Source organism: Nostoc sp. (assembly GCF_036919555.1).
GTDB lineage: Bacteria > Cyanobacteriota > Cyanobacteriia > Cyanobacteriales > Nostocaceae > Nostoc.
In genome coordinates, this window is the sequence record NZ_JBALCS010000073.1 from 159,632 (window position 1) to 177,869 (window position 18,238).

The window sequence follows — 18,238 nt, forward strand, 5'->3', positions numbered from 1 at the left end:
ACATCACCATTAGGTTATTTTTATGTTGAATGCTTTTATATTAGACATTTATCGATTTTTCAGGCGCTGATCACAACCCTGAAAAAGCTCGTATATCTTTGTCGTTCCCAGGTAGGAGCCTGGGAACGACAAAGATTAGTTGTAGAGACAGGAAATTTCGCGTCTCCACAGGTTTTTCAAAATAAAAATGACAGACTACTATGCTGAAAGTTACGATAATGTAACACGAATTAGTGCAGATTAAATTGGGACTTCCTTTAGCTTTAGCTGGGGTGTTTCAAGGTATTTTATTCTTTTTTCTTTTAGCAGCAGATATATTAATTTACAACCGAGTGCGAATTAGATAAGAGGGAGATGAGGGATCTGGTGAGCAGGGGGGAAATAACCAATGCCCCATGCCCCATGCACCATGCCCAATAATTAATATTTAAGGAGATTTAATGTGTTCAGTCATAAATTAGCTCTAAGTTTGAAAGTAGCAATCATTATATTGCTTACTGGTGTTAGTACTTTGGGTATCAGTCTGCTTGTAGGCACAACTAAATTTAACCATCTGTTGGGAATTCAAACACCAAAAGGTAAGAATACGAGAGCGAGTTTAGGTAGGACGATGAGTGCATCTGCACAGGTTGTTTCCCCAGCAATAAACCAGATGAATGAAGTGCCAAAGCCTTTTCAGGGAACAACCATTTATCAAGCGAAACTAAAAGCAAATGAGAAAGTCATCGCCTTGACTTTTGATGATGGACCTGGCCCCAAAAACACGACACAGATTTTAGAAATTTTGAAGAAAAATGATATCAAAGCGACATTCTTCATGATTGGAGAAATGGTGAAATATTTTCCCAAAGTTGCCAAGCAAGTGGCTGCTGATGGTCATGTAATTGGAAATCACACATGGCATCATTGGTATCGCCATATGGATTTAGCAACTGCGGCTAGTGAAATTGATCGTACAGCAGAGATCATTTATAAGACTACTGGAGAGAAAACTACTCTGTTTCGTCCCCCTGGTGGCTTTTTGAATAATGGATTAGCCGAATATGCCAAAAACAAGAAGTACGCCGTCATGATGTGGTCAGAAGAGTCGGGAGACGCTGAACGTCGTTCGCCTCAAGTGCCGATGCTGGTCAAAAATGTGCTGAAATATGCAAAACCAGGTGCAATTGTACTGTTGCACGATGGGGGCGGCAACCGTTCCAAATCTGTCAAGGCTTTACCAGAAATGATCGCAGGTCTGAAAGCCCAAGGCTATCGATTTGTGACGATTCCTCAACTACTGGAAATACAAGCCCAAGAACAAAGTGTGGTAATGGCACTATCACCTACAGTTACAAAGGATGAACATCCAAACAATCAGCTTAATCATCAGTGATACCTAAAAATTGGAGCTTAAACCCACACGAAAAGTAAATCCAGGGCTATATATGCGATTAACTCGCTCATATTGCTCACCGAGTAGATTTTCTAAGTAAACTGTCAGTCCTAAATTGCTAGTTAGAGGTATACGACCGCTCAAATCTAAATTCACAAAAGATGGTGCAAAATCTGTAGCCTTGTCACTAGAGTTAGCGAAGATCGATCTGCGAGCGCCACTATTGTAAGTAACATACAAATTAGCCTGCCAACCCGCATTTTGATAACCTACACCACTTTGAAGTACAGAGTAGGGAATCAAACCTAACTGCAAACCTTTTTCTGAGCCTGTTTTTATTTGGGAATCTGTATAAGTATAGTTGAGGAAAGTTGACCAGCCAGCCGCAATTTTTAATTGCAATGCAGCCTCTAAACCATTGGTATCTACTAGCCCAATGTTTGCCCATTTTCCATCTATTACTCCCAAGCGATCGCCTATACTACTACCAAAGTAAGTAAACTGTCCAATGAGATTTTCTGAAAAATTGACATCTACTCCCGCACTCCAAGTAGAGCCAGTTTCCGGGCTTAAATCAGGATTAGGTTCCCAACCATGAACTGTATCATAAACATACAACTGATCTAACCCAGGATTGCGTTGTCCCCCTGCCCAACTTCCACGCAATGCTACTATTGGTGTGAGGGCATAACGTAAGCCAACACTAGGGTTAAGATAATTTCCAAACTGGCTGTCAAAGCTTTGTCTTAGCCCTAAATCTATCAGAAAATTCTCGCCAATATTCAAAGTATTGACAGCAAATAAAGCTGTATTGAACAAACTCTTATCTTCAGTTTCATTTTTGGCAATCCTACTAGGATCTGTACTCAAAACATCACCGGTTAAGTCGGTGTTTTTCAAATCTAATCCCCAGCGCAATTTATCATTGGAAGTAACTTTCCACTCATGCTCTACCCTAGCTGTGAGTTGTTGTGTATCTAAAGCACCTGTACGGTAAAATGCTCCTGTAGGGCCATAGGTGCTGAAGTAATCTTGGTTATAACCAATTGAGGTTGTAAGATTAGAGTTTTCCCCATTGCCTAAACGAGTTTTCCAGGATAAACCAACGTTTAAACCATCGTGGTCTAATCGATCTCTTTGGAGAGGGAAACCGAAATAAATTAAGCCGCGACGACTGCTGAGTTTAGTAACATCTAAATTCAATGAATTTTTCTGATCTAAATTCAGTCCAATGCTACCAAAGTAAGTACTTGTAGCTGTATCTGCATTCGATAAAAACCCCTGAATATCACGATTTGCTGCACCTACAGGGACGCGGTAACGGTTATCTGTAAAGAACCTTTCAAAGCTGAAGTTGTACTTAACATTAGCAGATGAACCACCATAGCTTACTTGTTGATTATTTAAACTCAATGAGCCAAATTCGGCGCTAGCACTCAATTTAGGTTTGCCATAACCTTCCTTGGTGATGATATTCACAACTCCCCCAAAGGCTGAGGAACCATACAAAGCGGAGGCTGTGCCACTATATAATTCTACTCGTTCAATCGCCTCTACGGGAATACTATTTAAGTCAGTTCCACCATGATAAATGTTGACGTTATTGTTAATTGGTCTGCCATTAATCAGAAATACAGACTGATTAATTGAGGCTCCCCGGTAGTATGTACCTATGTGAGTATCTGCACCATGACCGACATCATTGATCGCAAAACCAGGCATTCTTTTCAAAATATCGGCTAAACTTGTAGCGCCCTGCTTTTGAATTTCTTCTTGATCAATGACGTAAGTTGGAGTAGATTGAGGTAGGTTCTCTGGTTCTCCGATCGCTTCTATAGAAATGTCTGGATCATCGCTCGGACTTTCCTCTGTTTCTCGATTAACTTCACTCGGCGCAGATTGTTGAGTTAATAATTCGGCATTAATGGCGGGTAGCTCGATTTCACTCAAACTCGGAATATCTGAAATCACTTCGGTTGATTTATCAGTTCTCTGCTTAATTTCACTCTCAGCAGCAAAGCCAGGAAACGCTATCAGTAAACTCGGTAAAGCTACTGTTAGCAACGAAAAATCCTTTTTCACGTTCTCTTTCACACCAAGTCAAAACAGTCACCAAGTAGTATTTTGGCTCTAATAGTAAAATCATGTCAAAAGACGGGCTGTCATATTCCCACGATTCACATACCCGACTTTTTTGAGAAATCGGGAATCTTGTTGTTCACAAGAGAAGGAAGAAATGCTTACAGCATTTTTCATGTATTTGAACCACATCTATCGTAAGGGCACAGCATTGCTGTGCCCTTACCGCGTGGTCTATTTACCTGAAAATAGCTGTAATATCATGTCCGGGTAATTAGTTGTGATTCCCATAGTCATTGCACCCCACACGCCAGATGCTCCACTTGGGAAGACCCCTCTGAGCGCTGGCTCCCCTTAATCCCCTCCCCGCTCTTCGGGAGGGGAGACAAAACGCAGCTTTGTCGGGGTGGGGTTCTTCGGGTTTAATAAGTAATCAAGCGCACATGATATTACGCATCCAGTACGAAATGTAGGGGCAATTCATGAATTGCCCCTACGGTAATATCAAGGCTTTCACTGCCTTTCTACCTAAGTCCTGTGCTTAGGAACGTGGATTAATAAATAAAATGCAAAACTTCATCCTATCTCTAGCTTCCCTCTCCTTTATAAGGAGAGGGATTGAGGGTGAGGTAAGCCAGGGACATAAATTATATATTATTTAATTCTTATTCTTTAACTCAATTGTATTGATCTAAAATCGGGTTTCATACTCAACTTGGAATTGATTTTGATCATCCAAATTAGTTGAGCCTCGCATGAGAATTTCGTCATTGACTCGATATAGCACATTGTAAAGGAAAGAGTCATCATTGTTAGAAAGAGGGTGTGATAAAGAGGCAGAGAAATTTTTATTGATATCAAACACACCTTCTGCTGATAAATTAAGAACTGAAGCGATTGCTGCTTTATTAGTATTAGTAGATGGAGTCGGATATATCCGAAACTCACTGAAACCAACAGCCTGTCCGATCGCAGTGATACTTCCTTGCAAACCACCTAAAATGGTAGAACTAGCGAAATTAGTTAGCCCTTGGGTTGCATCTGTTTGACCGAAAGAATTCAGAATTGAGCCACCTAGCAGAGCAACTATTTCTCCCTTACTACGGCTAGGTTCACTCGTCAGTTCTAGATTGTCGCCCAATTCACTAGCTGGCCCGTTCACCCTCGCTTCAACGGTAACGGTACGTAAAGTCCCAAAGTTGTTTGCAGAAACATCGCTGACTTCAGCAGACAATGGTGATTCCAAAATTCGACTATTTATTGCTGATGCTTCCGGTACAATTGCGGTAAGTCGGACATCTAAGGTCGGGTCAAGTCCTTGACTTGGAATAAACCGCGCAGTTTGTTCATAGCCCCGCGCTAAGGTGAACTGAGTGGAAAATAAGCTCAGTCCTCCTCCTGTCAAACGAATGACTCCTTCAGGAAGCGGCTTGGCTAATGTACCATTGATGGTCAAGTCGCCTTTGGCATCAAAGCTCAATAGGGGCTGACTCAATGCGGCTGCTCCGGGTACAAAGTTCAGTAGGGACTGAGTAGCAACACGAATCTTTTTGTCTAAAATCAACTTTAAATCTGCAAACTCTATAGGTAAATTGGGTGGAGTTACTGCGCTAGTGCTACTCTTTGCTGTAATCACTGGGTCAGCGCTATTCTCTGCTGTAGCCACTGGGCTAGCGCTATTCTCTGCTGTAGGTTTGACGTTAGGGTTAACCTCTTCTCTGTTTATGACATTAGCGTTAGCTTCAGCTGTCGCTGCTGATTTTTTATTAGCAGTAGCCGAGTTTCCAATAATCACCTGACCATCACTCAGTTTAATCTCTCCACCAATTACCGGTTTTAACGCTGTTCCCCGAATTACCACATCGCCACCGACACCGCCTTCATACAGTGATGCCAGCTTGAAATTAAGTTTATCTGCTATTGAGACTGTCAGGGGATTCGCTGCGGCTTGCTGAGGAGTAAAAATTGGCAGGATACCTGATGCAGTCACTTGCCCTTTATTGTAAGTGCCTTGGATACCTTCGACATTCAGTGTATCACCATTAAATTGCACTGTTCCTGTGACATTCGTTAGGGGAGCAGATAAGGCTTGAGCGCTAAAAGTTGCATTATTAAGTGTGGCATTTCCGTTAATAATTGGTTCCTTTAAAGTACCCTGAACGTTTAAATCTACTTTTCCTTGACCGTCTACCCAAGCAACTTGATTGTTGGTAAACAGGTTTAACAATGCCAATCCTTCATTTTGCACATTGGCGTTGATGCTGATTTGATTGCTATCCGGTTGCACTTTGGCAGAAGGTAAGGGAGCAGGTACGCTACCTGTAATGGTAACTGGCTGCGTTCCTGTTACGAGTAAAGTACTATCAAAATTCAAGCGAGCTTTGTTGTAATCAAAGTCCACCTTTCCTGTTTGCACAGGTTTTTTATTGAGAGTCGCATCCGCCAGCGCCACTTGCCCTTTAACACTAGGGTCTTGTAAACTACCTGCTAATGTGGCGTCAGCATTTACTTTCCCAGTGATATCTATGGGGTATTTTTGGATAAAAGGCTCTAAAAGTGATAAAGGTAAACTTGCTACATTAAACTTTCCAGATAGTTGCTCAATTCCTAACTGTCCTGAAAACGCTACCAGTCCTTGATTTATCCCAACACTCAAGGGGGAAAGTGTGACGATACCATCGGCAAAAGTGCCTTGAGCAATAACTTGATTAATAGAATACTCACCCCATTGCCAGTTTGCACCTTGAAAATTAAAGCCGACATTCAACCCAGATTTTAACGAGCCATTCGCTGTAATTGCTCCGCTCAAAGCACCCGTTAATTCTGCAAGGGTGGGCAAAGATGGAGTTTGTTTTGTCTCTACTTGCTGTTGTTTTGCTGCCAATGCGCTAATTTTTGAAAAGTATGCTAACTGTGTTTTCAAATCTGCATTGGGCAAACTGATAGATTCAGTGTTAAGTACTTCTGCTTTAGCCAACTTCGGAGGCTGCAACCCGGTACTAAAGTCTTGAAACCCAAAGATATTGAACGCTTGTAAAAGTCTCTGGATTTTGGCTTGATCAAAATTAGCTTGAAATTGAAATTGCGGATCATTCCCTGTTTGCACATTTCCACTCAGGGCGATGTTGCTATCTCCAATCCGCAATTGACCATTAGCCAAGCTAGCAGTACCATCGGCATAATTGATCGTACCGCGAAATTCATCTGCTGCAACTCTGGCAACACGAGGCGCTGCGATCGCAACGTCTCCCGCGATCGCATAATTATTTAGATTGACAACTAAATTCCCCGATAAGTGCCCGGCCAGTGGTTTCAATTGATTGTTAGGTAAAAAGCCCCCAATCAGAGCGATGGGAAACTGTTGGGCGTTGATGAGCAAGTTATCTCCCTCAGTTCTCCCTGTGGTGAGGGCGCCATCACGTCGAACTAAAAATGAAGTGGGACGATAATCTGCACCCAGGTTAAGCGCAATCCGATTTTGCTTCCCAGCTAATCGCAGACTTGCCCCCTGTCCCCCTTGAAAATTCACGTTTCCAGTTAAAAGTGGGTCAAACGTCAAGTCACTCACCTGGAAATTCCGCAGTTGGATATTGCCATTAGCTTGGGGAACATCTGGAGTGCCTGTAACTTTTCCATTAAAATCAACTAGCCCCGCTACTGCTACGTCACCAGGAACTTGAAAGCCAGTATTTTTTAAGTTGAAATTCTGCGCCAGTACATTTAAATTAAATCCGGCGATTTGGGGTGCGCCAGTTGGTGGAGACTGAATAGCGATCGCACCATTAGCACTCAATCCTGGGGTACTTGCGTTTTCAACTATAATCTGCTGTCCATTCCACTTAAATTGCGCTGTCAGCGGTTTTTTCAGCAGTGCTATCCCTTGAGGAAGGCGGATTTGTCCGGCGGCGCGAATATCTGCAAGCTGGAAAGATTTTGTTGTGCCTGCTAACTGGATGTTGCTATTTAGCTGTCCTCGCAGTTGTGGTGAGAAACGGTTGAGTTGAATTTGCGAAGTGTTGACAACCCCTTGCCAGCGTTGTTGTGCAAGTTGACCTTGAGCTGTGATTGTCCCACCTGCGACGTTCAAAACTGCATCTGGGAAGAGAATTTTCTCCCCTTGTTTAGCAACCACAAGTCGTCCCGTAGTGGGATAGGTGGCTTTCGGCGCTTGTACCCGCGCTACTGTTTGCAGATTGTTCAGAGTACCAGAAATATTCGCATTTGCCGATACCTTCCCAATGGTGATCGAAGGTGAGGATTTGTAGGCTCGTGCGATCGCATCCCCTGGTAAATTTTGTGCTTGGACATTAAATGATACTCTACCTTTGGGTGCTAGCTGAAGTTGACCGCTAGCTGTAACTTGCCCTCCCACCTCTGGATTTACCTGAACACGAGCAACGTTCACGTTTAAGGGTGTACCTAAATAACCAGAGATTTTAGCGTTCGCAGATATACCACCAACCTTAATTGGAGTTGAAATGCCGTAACCTTGAGCGATCGCATTTCCTGGGATACCTTGAGCTTGAATATCTACGCCTACCTGACCTTGGGGAGTCAGTTGAATTTGACCATTGGCTGTTATTTGCCCCCCGGCTGGCGGCGTCACCTGAACACTACTAATATCAAGTTTCAACGGCTGTTTAGCAAGTGAGCCAGAAATTTGGGCTTTTGCTGAAATATTCCCCACTGCGATCGGTAGAGTAACGCCATAGCTGCGTGCTAGTATATCCCCTGATATACCATCAGCTTTAGCATTAAATATTACCTCCTTTTTAGCTCCCAATTGAGCTTGACCGCCGCCTGTAATTTGACCACCGGCTGCGGGGACTATTTTCAGATTGGAAACAGCAAGTTGAGATCCAGTTTGAGATACATTCAAGCGGAAATCAGTGTTGACGGTTTTTAATTGAATGCGGTCAACTTGAATAGGTTTTGTGTTGCTTACTGTACCATTCACCACTGGTTGCCCAAGTGCGCCTCGTACCTGAATATTTGCTTGAATTTCGCCACTAGCTGGGACTGACGAATTCACATTCAATGTGTCTAAGATATTTTTCGCACTAACTGGTTTTATCTGAGCAGAGACATCAAAACCTGTTTGAGTATTAATTGTTCCATTCGCTAGAATCGGAACTTTACCAAAGTTCGTATTCAAATTATCTAAAGCAACTGTCTGACCTTGAAATATAAATCTGCCATTAAAATTAGAAACCTGCTGAGGAATATTTTGAATTTTAGCAGTGACTTGATTAGCTGTAGCTGTTCCCGTAATTGCTATTTCTGACAATTTGGGTGGAATCTGAACCTCTAAGTCAGCATTTAAATACCCTGCTTGCAAAGCAATCGGTAACTGAATTAATCGACTTACCTCTGATGCTTGTAAATTTTGTGCTTGCAGCTTGAGGCTAGTTTGTTGAGCTTTTAGTTGTGTTTCGCCAACAATTTTAACAGCGCCTCCCCTAGTGAGTTGAGCATTGATGTCATAACCGATCCTTTGATTTTGATCTGAAAATCGGGCAATACCACCAACTTGATCTAATATTACTGAGCCTTTCGGTTTAGTTGGTGCGGCGAATGGCATCAACTTTACATCGCCATCTTGAATTTGAAGTGTCTGCAACTCAGTTTTAATAAAGCCTTGTCCCTCCCCAGCCTTAACTTGGGCTGTCACCCAACGACCATCTTTATCTTGTTGAATGTAGACATTGGGCTGAACTAACGTGACATTTAATGCCAGTGTTCGGTTAAAAAGCAGTTCCAAGGGCGAGAACTGCACCTCCAAAGCTTTTGCTATCACCTGATCTTGATCGGTGGGAGTTGCTGGTATCGATAAAGAGCTAAATCTTAGACTAGAGAGCGAAAAACGCTCAACTTTCCCGATTTTTACTGGACGCCCAAGCAATTGCTGAAGATTTTGCTGGACTAACGGTGCTAAATCATTATATACATAGTTTCTAGCCCACCAAGCACCAACTGCAATTCCAACCAGCAAAACCCCACCTAGAGCCAAACTGGTACGTCCTAAAAGCAGAAGCCACAGACGATGATTAGATGGTTTCTGATTATTTCCTGAATTTGGAGATGGCTTCATGATCGTTATTAGTACCAGTACTTTTTCTGGAGTCAGGCGAGAGAGAGACTAGTTGCAGTTGAATCAGCAAGTTACAAGCTATGGTTTCACAAAATTAGGACTTACGCAAGAACTTTGAGGTAAGCTGCTTTTATTCTCTAGGAGAGGCTGCGCCAACGAGACGCTTACAAATTCGTCTATGTTATTTGATAATTTTGCATAATTCTTGAATATATTTCGACTAATAATTTGTCACCAGACATTAGTTGTGTTGGTCTACTGGTATTTATTCTATCTTTAAACGGAATTCTCTAATCATTCAAATTGGTATCTTTAGATAGATTTTATTTGCTTAAGTAAGTATTATTCTTCAGGAATTAGGTAATATTGGGATCTTAAATTACTTTCCGATAACTTCTGTATATACAACCCTGGTGATAAAATTCAACCTCTGTAGAATCTAACTTCCTATAGATGACGATGGCAACTAATCTTAAATGGGGGAGTAATGTAAAGTGGAATGTCACTTTCTAAAGCTGGATTTAGATCGCCGCTTCTTAAAGAAGTCGGGGATCTAAATATCCTCATATATAGTCCATTAAAATTTCTGTATTTAAATAAATATGAGTTACACCAGAATGTTACTAATTTTTTTATATCGCTAGGACTTACGCATCAAGTACCAAATGTAGGGGCAAGTCATGAATTGCCCCTACGGTAAACCAAGGTTTTCACTGCCTTTTTGCGTAAGTCCTGATAGCGTTTCCTAAGTAACTGAGGTATAACTTAACCTCACCCCGATAAAGAATAAGCTTTATCTCTCCTCTCCTTAATTAAGTAGAGGGGTTGGGGGTGAAACTTGAGATGTACTTCACTCTTATTGGGAAATGCTATAAGATAAGTAGGCGAGAAAATTCCCAAGTATGTAACGAAATATAAATTTAGCACGTACCTTACAAATTCGTTATTTTACCGTTTTTACAAAACTGAATATATATCGGTTTTATCGTGCCTACCTACTTATACAACAAGTCAATAACTTGTTACTTTTAAGCAGCATAATCAATCTCGTCACATTTGCGTCATGAATTTGTCATAGATTTGTCAAACCAATGTGCAAATCTGAGCATGAATATATTTATTCATTTGCATAAGGTGCGATTACCTGCTTTTTACTTATCTTTAAGTTTTTTTTCATCGCCCAACCACGTATTTCAGAGGCTTAATTAATGTCTTCTGAATATCTCGTTTTAGCATGATAACTGCCGTGTATGACAGAGAGTTTTTCAGAGCTTTATTTATCAAAATCAGCACGAATAAAACAAAACTCTTGCCTCAATTAACAGTCTGTGGGATAATCCAAAACTGATACTAATGAAATTACCGAGGTGAGTAAGTCATATTCAGGATTTTTTGGTTTTCTATAATACCAGCCAAGTGAATCAACGAATTATTTGCTTCTAGAAAAATAACTAAATGAAGCCAAGGCATTTCAGCATAAAAAAATTGTAACCCTAGCACAATCGAGTTGAGTTTGTGAGTTTATTCAGTAAAGTATCATGGACATACAAAATAATCGCTTTAGGCCGACTGGTTTTGCTCTTATTCCCCTCGTAGCTTTAGTAATATTTGTGGTAGTTTTTGTAGGAAGAAAGATCCAAATAAAACTACTTTGGAATAGTGTCGAAGTTGCTCAAGAACAAAGAGACAGTACAGCAAGAATTGAAGCGCTGCAAAAACTGGTTAACACTGATAACACCCTGCATAAGATTCCATTGAATAATGTCGATTTCTCCAGTGTCAACCTTGAAGATGCTGACCTTAAAGAAGTCGATCTCAAGAGTGCCGACCTTGAAGGTACCAACCTGGAACGTGCCATTCTTAAAGATGCCGACCTCAAGAGTGCCGACATAACCAGTGCCGACCTTAAAGATGCCAACCTAACCAATACCGACCTAACCAGTGCCAACCTCGGCAATGCCAACCTAACCAGTGCCAACCTCAGCAATGCCAATCTAACCAGTGTCAATCTCAGAGATGCCCACCTTCAAGGTGCTAACCTCAGCAGTACCAACTTCAGTAGTGCTAACCTTCAAGGTGCTAACCTTCAACGTGCTAACCTTCAAGGTGCTAATCTCACGAGTAGTAATCTCAGCAGTGTCAACCTTCAAGGTGTCAACCTTCAAGGTGTCAACATCAAGAGTAGCAACCTTGAAGATGCCAACCTTCAAGATGCCAACCTTGAAAATGCCGACCTCAAGAGTACAAATCTTCAAGGTGCTAACCTTCAAGGTGCTAACCTTCAAGATGCCAACCTTCAAGATGCCCAAAACCTAACTCTTCAAAAGCTCAAAGCAGCTAAAAATTGGGAAAGAGCTTGCTACGGGCTAGAATTTCGCAAACAACTAGGCTTACCTCCAGGAAATCACGGTCAATGCTGACCAATTTTCTTGTGCAGTTGAAGTTGTGTTTGAAGAGGGAAGCTTTCATCGCATTACGAATATCTTTATAATCCCAATGAATCAACGAATCATTTACTTCTAGGAAAACAACTAAGCAAGTGGGCAAAAATTAATCAAACTATGTTATGCAATCTAAAAGTAATTGAATAGGCTGGTAGTAAGCTGGTCTACCCCTATTTAAAGGTTAAAGCCGCTTACTACAAATCTTTAATTATTCACGCCCACTTACTTAAATAAAGTCAAGGTATTTCAGCAGGAAAAAGCTGCAAACCTAGTGTAATCGAGTTGAGTTTGTGAGTTTATTTACCAAAGTATTATGGACATAAAAAATGATCGCTCTAGGTCAATTCGTTTTACTTCTATTCTCCTGGTGGCTGTAGTAATATTTGTGGGAATTGTTGTATACAAAAAGATAGAAATAAAACAACTTTTGGATACTGTCGAAGCTCTTCAAGGGCAAAAAGACAGTACGGAAAGAATTGAAGCGCTGGAAAAACTGGTTAAGGCTGGTAGCACCCTGAATAATATTTCATTGAATGATGCCGACATTGGAGGTGCCAACCTTGAAAATGCTAATCTCTCCGGTGCCAACCTTGAAGATGCTAATTTCTCGACTACCGACCTAAGCAGTGCCGACCTCAAACGTGCCAACCTCAAACGTGCCAACCTCAAACGTGCCAACCTCAATACTACCGACCTAAGCAGTGCCGACCTTAAAAGTGCCAACCTTGAAGATGCCAACCTTGAAGATGCCGACCTAAGCAGTGCCGACCTTAAAGGTGCCAACCTCAAGAGTGCCAACCTTGAAGATGCTGACCTCGAACACGCCGACTTCTCCAGTGCCAACCTCTCCAGTGCCAACCTCAAACGTGTTGACCTCAAAGAAAGTACCCAAATCGGAGATCCTGACTTATTTAATCTCAACTTTGAAGGTGCCAATCTCTCTAGTGCCAATCTCAAAGATGCCGACTTCTCCAGTGCCGACCTCAAGAGTGCCAACCTCAAGAGTGCCAACCTTGAAGGTGCCAAGTTCTCCAACGCCAACTTTAAAGGTGCCAAACTCTCCAACGCCAACCTGGAAAATGCCAACTTTGAAGGTGCCAAACTCTCCAACGCCAACCTGGAAAATGCCAACCTGGAAGGTACTAACTTTGAAGGTGCCAACCTGGAAAATGCCAACCTGGAAGGTACTAACTTTGAAGGTGCCAAGCTCAAGAGTGCTAACCTGAAAAGCGCTCGTCACCTAACTGTTCAAAAGTTAAAAACAGCTGAGAATTGGGATCAAGCCTGCTATAATCCAGAATTTCGCGAACAACTGGGCTTGCCTTCAGAAAATCCAAACCAATGCTAGAGAAGAGGAAGTGCAATATGTTGTTGGGCTAAAAGCAGGCGATCGCTGCGCCAACGTCTGCAACGATCGCACTTCTTTGGTAAAAATGGTCAATTCTGCGATTAATCCCTAACTAACGTCAGAGTTTGATTTTACCTCCCAGCGAAACAGCCGTGGCAATTGAGATACATCTATAGCGTAGTTAACAATCCATACTACCAATTCAAAAACTAATAAATATCGTACCCACAGCAACTCGCTTTTAGAATCCAAAAGTGTCAAACCCTCATACAACTGCCAGAAGCGGTAAGGCAAGTATATATAAGGAATCATCACCCACACTACATTTTGCAACTGCCTGAGCGTTACTGTCTCAGAGATGATTTGCAACCCTAATACGATAAAATACCAACCAAGCACAGTTAACACACTGCGATCGCCCCACCATACACCCCACAAAAGCATCGCTACTAATGGTAGCACTATTCCTAGTAGTTGCATTGAGCGAAACCAGATTTTATACCAAGCCGGAAATGGTAGAGGTAGGGTATAGGGCTTTGTGTCTTTCTACGCCCAGTTCACAACCACAATAAAAAGTGTGGCAATTAGAAAAAAGACGAGATTTTCTAGCAACAGATAGAGGTTGATGTTTAAGGAAGTCACGTCGCTTCTCTAACGAGACGCTGCGCGAACGCTCCCAATTCAAAATTCAAAATTCAAAATTAATAATCCCCATCAATTACGAAAAATATATCAACTTTTGTTTGCTCTATTTTCTTGTATTACATGAATAATCGATGGTACTAAAGAAATAACTATAATTAATCCAGTAATGGGTAATAAATACTTATCTACCTGTTCAGGTGGCAGAGATTTTCCTAAGAAAAACCCTAACATGGTGATGCCGAATGTCCAAAGAAAGCCACCGATTAAGTTGTAAGACATAAATGTGCGATAATGCATCGCACCAATCCCAGCCACAATCGGCGCGAAAGTCCGAACAATGGGTAAAAAACGTGCTAAAACAACCGTTTTTTTACCGTGCTGTTGATAAAAGTTTTGGGTTTTCACAAGATGTTTTTTATGAAACAACCATGAATCTTCCTTCTGAAATAGTCTTCTGCCAAATTTATGCCCAGTAAAATAGCCAACATTGTCTCCTAGGACTGCACAAATAAAAGCACCAAAAATCAGAACCCAAATGTTCAGTAAATTCTGAGATGCGACAAATCCAGCAGTGAACAATAAACTATCTCCAGGCAGAAAAAATCCAATTAACAAGCCAGATTCAGCAAAGACAATCGCCCATACCCCAAAGTAGCCGAGTGATTTAATCAGTTGTGGTAAATCCAGATGCATAGAATTTCTTACTTTTCAACAATAGATCCACAACATCTTAACGTTTAGCAATTTTCCTGAATAAAAAGTAATATTAAATTTACATAAAGTTATTGTGTCATCTTGATAAATATAATTACAGATGGCGTATTTTGGGTTATGGGTGCAAGATGCGAAGATATTTGAAAGTACTAAGACTATTTTGGGGTGCTGCGATCGCGGCAGAGTTGGAGTATCGGATTAATTTTTTCATAGCTACCCTCAGCAGCTTGGGAAATCTTGTCGGCAGCCTCTTTGGCCTATTCTTGTTTTACCGGACTGGCTACACTTTTAGTGGCTGGTCATGGGAAGCAGCTTTAGTAGTTCTAGGAATTTTTACCTTACTACAAGGATTTTCTGCTACTTTTCTGGCGTCTAACTTGAATCGCATTGTCCGCCATATACAGCAAGGCACTTTGGACTTTATATTATTAAAACCTATCCGCAGTCAGTTTTGGCTTTCTACCCATACTCTTTCACCTTGGGGACTGCCGGATCTAGTTTTTGGTAGTATTATTATTGGCTATGCAGGTAAACGCCTCGGTGTAGGGATAGACGACTACCTACTTGCTGTACTGCCGTTATTCTTCAGCTTGGTGATTTTGTACAGCCTGTGGTTTATGCTAGGAGCGACGAGTATTTGGTTCGTCAAAATACACAACGTTACCGAAGTGTTGCGTGGTTTGTTGGAAGCTGGACGATATCCCATCGCTGCATATCCCACTGCTTATCGCTTTTTCTTCACCTTTGTGATGCCAGTAGCTTTTTTAACAACTATACCAGCCCAAGCGCTGTTGGGTCGGAGTGAAATTAGCTGGCTGATAGGTGCGGCAATATTAGCAGTAGTGCTATTTTTCGCTTCTACTTGGTTTTGGCGGTTTGCGTTGCGGTTTTATACCAGTGCTTCGAGTTAGAGAGGAGCGTAGACAAGGCAGCGCCTTGCCCAAAGTTGTTGGAGCAACAATAAAGTTAACATATGAAAAGTAATCAAATTCCTCCTGGAAGCTTTGGTATACCTGTATTCGGTGAAACACTCTCCTTTATTTTCGACCGCGATTTTGGCAAAAAGCGCTATCGCCAGTATGGGTCCATCTTCAAAACTCATCTTTTTGGCAGACCGACTGTAGTAATGGTAAGGCCGGAGGCATTAGAGTTCGTTTTGTCAAGCCATATGGATAATTTTTCTTGGCGCGAGGGATGGCCTAATAATTTCAAGATATTACTCGGTGAATCACTTGTTCTCCAAGATGGAGAGGAACACCGCAGAAACCGCCGCTTGATGATGCCGGCGTTGCATGGTCCAGCATTAGTGAATTATGTCTCCACAATGGAAGATATTACGCGCGGCTATCTCCAAAAGTGGCAGAAAAAACAGGAGTTTACTTGGTTCCAAGAATTTAAACAGCTAACCTTTGATATTGCCAGTCAATTGTTGTTGGGTACGCGTCCTGGGCCTGAATGTGTGCGCCTCAGCCAGTTGTTTACAACCTTGGGGAATGGGCTGTTTGCTATTAACTCGTTGTCTTTACCATTTACTGCATTTGGTAAAGCTATAGCCGCTCGTAATCAGATTTTAGAGCATCTAACTCAAGTTGTCAGAGAACGTCAGCAAAACCCAACTAAAGATACCATCAGCTTGTTAATACAAGCTAAAGATGAAGATGGTAACAGCCTAAGTGAAAAAGAAATCATTGCCCAAGCGGTGCTGTTACTCTTTGCTGGACATGAAACGACTACTTCGATGCTGACTTGGCTGTGTGTAGAGTTAGCCCGTCATCCAGAAGTACTCAAAAAAGCTAGGGAAGAACAATTACAACTTGCAAGTAAAGGTGACTTGGATTTAGAACAATTAGGGAAAATGCCCTATTTAGAGCAGGTTCTATGGGAAGTTGAAAGATTGCATCAATCTGCCGGAGCTGGGTTTCGTGGTGTAATTAAAGACTTTGAGTTTAAAGGTTATCACGTTCCTGCTGGTTGGCAGTTGCTTTATTCAATTGTGATAACTCATAGCCTAAAGGAAATCTACCTTGAACCAGAGCGTTTTGATCCAGATCGTTTCAGTCCGCAACGCCAAGAACATAAAAAGTATCCTTTTAGTTTAGTTGGTTTCGGTGGTGGGCCACGCATCTGTATTGGTATAGCCTTTGCCAAAATGGAAATGAAGATTATTGCTGCCCACCTTCTACGCAATTATCATTGGGAGATATTACCCAATCAAAGTTTAGAAACAGTGTTCTTTCCCACTAATCGCCCCAAAGATGGGTTACGGGTTCGATTTCAACCTCAGTGAAATGTTTTATGGAATCCCAAATAGACATACATTTGCCTAACGGAGTTTTAGAACGCTTGCAAAATGTAAAAGATTTTGTGGGCGGAAGCGTTAACTCTCTAAGTAACTCAGCACAACAAGTTGAGGAGTCTTTGAATACAACAACTGATAGAGTAATTGATAGAGTTACGACAGGTTTAGAACAAAGCTGGCAAACGGCTGAACAAGTTAAGAGTACAACATCGGGAGTAGTAAAAACAGCAATTAGTTCTTCTGTGAATGATTGGCTGACACAACACCCAATATTTTTTCGGTTAGTTCAAATACTAGGTTGGGCGGCTAATCACTCAATTATTAGTGTAGTAATTCTGCTGTTTGCACTTGCTCTGCTTTGGAGCATCATCAAAGCAATTGTCCGCTTGATTGAAACAGCTAGTTGGTCAATACTCCAAGTTCCGATACAATTACTTCAGGTTTTGATTAAAGTTAGTTTTCTATCCTTAACTAAAGTTGGCAGTTTTGCTATTCAACGAATGACAGCTACTAAAATAACTGATAATCTGCCTATTTTACTACCTGAAAATTTTCAACCAAATAAGCAACAACGATTAGCAGAAATTTCTCATCGTTTAGAAGCAATTCAAAAGGAACAAAATGAGCTTTTAGAAGAAGCAGCAGATTTGATTGCTGCTGACACAATTGATATAGAAATATCAAAAATTCAACCGCTAAAAAGCGTTGAATCACACCTTGGCTTCAAAGAATGATTAATAAAAGCCTAAAACGACCTATTTTGGTAAATACATACCATGATTGATTTGTACAGTGCGTAAGTCTAGCCCTTTCAAGGTGAACGTTTGTACTATTAAATAAATGATATTTTAACCCAATTTTCGTATGTTGGCGTATGTGATCGCTTAATTTAGAGTCCAAAAATTTGGAGTTTAATACCTAAATTCTTTGTTCAATTCCAGCCGATGCCTGAAATGCCGTAAAAAGTTTGATAGTACATCTGCTCACCTTGAAAGGGCTAGTCCTAGCTATTTAACAACCATTAGCCAGATGTTGGAAATCTTCGTGTAATTACAGCGTTTTTCAGGTAAATGAGGTACACAGGTAGGGGCACAACAATGTTGTGCCCTAACAATAATCTGTACAGAGGCGCTTGTTGCAATCTGCTGTAGTAGTTTAGTTTACTGGGACTTGTGTCAAGTCCCAAAAACCCAGCTTGATGAGGTTTTCCTCGTTCCCATACTCCGTATGGGAGGAATGCATT

At 41.4% G+C, this 18,238-nt stretch carries 10 protein-coding genes; 6 read left to right on the plus strand and 4 right to left on the minus strand.

From position 1 onward, the window contains the following. The first annotated feature begins 442 nt into the window (after nucleotides 1-442). Entirely contained in the window at nucleotides 443-1,375 is a 933-nt protein-coding gene (locus V7K36_RS20330) for a polysaccharide deacetylase family protein (protein WP_335118670.1), read from the plus strand. Nucleotides 1,376-1,378: 3 nt separating this feature from the next. On the opposite strand, the gene V7K36_RS20335 is transcribed toward V7K36_RS20330, so the two are convergent. Then, nucleotides 1,379-3,457 (minus strand): TonB-dependent receptor plug domain-containing protein, encoded by a 2,079-nt coding sequence (locus V7K36_RS20335; protein WP_335118672.1) that lies wholly within the window; start codon nucleotides 3,455-3,457, stop codon nucleotides 1,379-1,381. A 688-nt stretch (nucleotides 3,458-4,145) separates the two neighbouring features. Further along, complete coding sequence (locus V7K36_RS20340; protein ID WP_335118674.1) at nucleotides 4,146-9,545, minus strand: translocation/assembly module TamB domain-containing protein; 5,400 nt, start codon at nucleotides 9,543-9,545, stop codon at nucleotides 4,146-4,148. Between the two features lie 1,538 nt (nucleotides 9,546-11,083). Between V7K36_RS20340 and V7K36_RS20345 the strand changes: the two genes are divergently transcribed. Both V7K36_RS20345 and V7K36_RS20350 read left to right on the plus strand, forming a co-directional pair. Then, complete coding sequence (locus V7K36_RS20345) at nucleotides 11,084-11,965, plus strand: pentapeptide repeat-containing protein (RefSeq protein ID WP_335118676.1); 882 nt, start codon at nucleotides 11,084-11,086, stop codon at nucleotides 11,963-11,965. Nucleotides 11,966-12,302: 337 nt separating this feature from the next. Beyond that, the gene (locus V7K36_RS20350; RefSeq protein ID WP_335118678.1) at nucleotides 12,303-13,337 is read left to right on the plus strand and encodes a pentapeptide repeat-containing protein; all 1,035 of its coding nucleotides are present in this window, start codon (nucleotides 12,303-12,305) and stop codon (nucleotides 13,335-13,337) included. A 108-nt stretch (nucleotides 13,338-13,445) separates the two neighbouring features. Here the strand turns inward: V7K36_RS20350 and V7K36_RS20355 are convergent, their stop codons facing one another. Further along, on the minus strand, nucleotides 13,446-13,817 hold the full coding sequence (locus V7K36_RS20355; RefSeq protein ID WP_335118680.1) for a hypothetical protein: 372 nt from the start codon (nucleotides 13,815-13,817) through the stop codon (nucleotides 13,446-13,448). A 252-nt stretch (nucleotides 13,818-14,069) separates the two neighbouring features. After that, nucleotides 14,070-14,675 carry a DedA family protein gene (locus tag V7K36_RS20360; protein ID WP_335118682.1) on the minus strand — a complete coding sequence of 202 codons (606 nt, stop codon included), beginning with the start codon at nucleotides 14,673-14,675 and terminating at the stop codon, nucleotides 14,070-14,072. A 149-nt stretch (nucleotides 14,676-14,824) separates the two neighbouring features. On the opposite strand from V7K36_RS20360, the gene V7K36_RS20365 reads away from it, so the two are divergent. From V7K36_RS20365 to V7K36_RS20375, 3 genes are all read left to right on the plus strand, one after another. After that, complete coding sequence (locus V7K36_RS20365; RefSeq protein WP_335118684.1) at nucleotides 14,825-15,607, plus strand: ABC transporter permease; 783 nt, start codon at nucleotides 14,825-14,827, stop codon at nucleotides 15,605-15,607. A gap of 62 nt (nucleotides 15,608-15,669) precedes the next feature. Next, nucleotides 15,670-16,983, plus strand: coding sequence for a cytochrome P450 (locus V7K36_RS20370; protein ID WP_335118686.1), 1,314 nt, complete (start codon nucleotides 15,670-15,672; stop codon nucleotides 16,981-16,983). Between the two features lie 8 nt (nucleotides 16,984-16,991). Beyond that, on the plus strand, nucleotides 16,992-17,729 hold the full coding sequence (locus V7K36_RS20375; protein ID WP_335118688.1) for a hypothetical protein: 738 nt from the start codon (nucleotides 16,992-16,994) through the stop codon (nucleotides 17,727-17,729). Nucleotides 17,730-18,238: the final 509 nt, after the last annotated feature.

What these genes read in the sequence shown, in the direction of transcription:
- V7K36_RS20340 (WP_335118674.1), bottom strand. Translation starts at nt 9,545, where the DNA reads ATGAAGCCATCTCCAAATTCAGGAAATAATCAGAAACCATCTAATCAT.
- V7K36_RS20345 (WP_335118676.1), top strand. Translation starts at nt 11,084, where the DNA reads ATGGACATACAAAATAATCGCTTTAGGCCGACTGGTTTTGCTCTTATT.
- V7K36_RS20350 (WP_335118678.1), top strand. Translation starts at nt 12,303, where the DNA reads ATGGACATAAAAAATGATCGCTCTAGGTCAATTCGTTTTACTTCTATT.
- V7K36_RS20355 (WP_335118680.1), bottom strand. Translation starts at nt 13,817, where the DNA reads ATGCAACTACTAGGAATAGTGCTACCATTAGTAGCGATGCTTTTGTGG.
- V7K36_RS20360 (WP_335118682.1), bottom strand. Translation starts at nt 14,675, where the DNA reads ATGCATCTGGATTTACCACAACTGATTAAATCACTCGGCTACTTTGGG.
- V7K36_RS20365 (WP_335118684.1), top strand. Translation starts at nt 14,825, where the DNA reads ATGCGAAGATATTTGAAAGTACTAAGACTATTTTGGGGTGCTGCGATC.
- V7K36_RS20370 (WP_335118686.1), top strand. Translation starts at nt 15,670, where the DNA reads ATGAAAAGTAATCAAATTCCTCCTGGAAGCTTTGGTATACCTGTATTC.
- V7K36_RS20375 (WP_335118688.1), top strand. Translation starts at nt 16,992, where the DNA reads ATGGAATCCCAAATAGACATACATTTGCCTAACGGAGTTTTAGAACGC.